Source organism: Caulobacter sp. GW821-FHT11A05 (genome assembly GCF_058809015.1).
In genome coordinates, this window is sequence record NZ_JBXASF010000033.1 from 1 (window position 1) to 1,128 (window position 1,128).

Annotated in this window: 1 protein-coding gene; it reads right to left on the reverse strand. The window is 68.2% G+C overall.

The window, feature by feature from the left end:
• Window positions 1–1,100: IS481 family transposase (locus tag AC1RSK_RS24135; protein WP_492910251.1), on the reverse strand; the 1,100-nt coding region annotated here is incomplete at its 3' end.
• Window positions 1,101–1,128 lie beyond the last annotated feature (28 nt).

A 1,128-nucleotide genomic window follows, 5' to 3' on the forward strand; every position in this document is an offset into this window, starting at 1 on the left:
ACCCGGTGGCTAGCGAAGAAGACGCCGTAGAGGCCGTCGGTGTTGAGGGGTCGGATGGCGAGGCGCTCGCCGCAGAAGGCCTTGGGAACGCGCCATAGCCGTCCCTTGAAGCGGACGTAGGCCTTGGTGGTCGAGACGGCGCGGACGATCTCGCCGCTGTCGTACTGAGGATCGGCCGGATGGTCGGGCATGGCGCGGGGGCTGTATCGGTAGCGGGTGTTGGGGGTCTTCTGATCGAGGGCCTCGTGCGGGCGCTCGTAGTTGTAGACCTCCCGCCAGCGGTCGAAGGCGCGCTGGATCTGGGCGAAGTCCTTGAAGCCCTGCAGGTCGAGGACCTCGGCGGCGAGGGAGCGGTGGAAGCGCTCGATCTTGCCGCGGCTCTGGGGGTGATAGGGTCGGCTGTGCAGCACCTCGACGCCGAGCTTGAGCAGCCAGACGCAGAGCCGGGTCCAACGATCACCGCCCGGTTCGCCCCAGGGAGCGCCGTTGTCGACGAAGAAGGCCTGGGGCAGTCCGTAGCGCCGGAAGGTCTCCTCCAGGAGCGGCTTGACGGTCAGGCCCTGCTGGTCGGCGCAGGCCTTCAGGCAGGGCGAGAAGCGGGAGTGATCGTCGACGATGGTCAGCGGATGGCATTTCTCCCCGCCGGCCAGCCTGATCCAGCCCTTGAAGTCCATCTGCCAGAGCTCGTTGGGCTGCTCCCTCTCGAAGCGTGTCCAGGCCTTGCCCGGCGCTTCCGGGAAAGCCTCGATCCGGCCATGCCGATGAAGGATCTGATGCACCGTCGAGGCCGCCGGCGCGGCCAGGCCCTGGCGCTCCAGGCTGGCTTTGATCTTGCGGGCTCCCCACGCCGGGTGGGCTTCGCGCACCGTCAGCACCGCCGTCTCGATCTCGGCGCTGCTGCGTTCCGGGCTCGTATGCGGCCGACGTGACCGGTCGGCCAGCTCGCCATCGCCGGCCTGCGCCCGGGCCAGCCACTTGTAGCCAACCTCAGCGCTGACCCCGAACCGACGACACAACTCCCGCCGGTTCGATCCTTCCATCATCGCCAGCCGCACAAACTCGCGCCGCTGCTCCATGGCCGACACCTCCATCCAAGGCATGGACCGCCCTCCTCAAGAGCCAATCCAG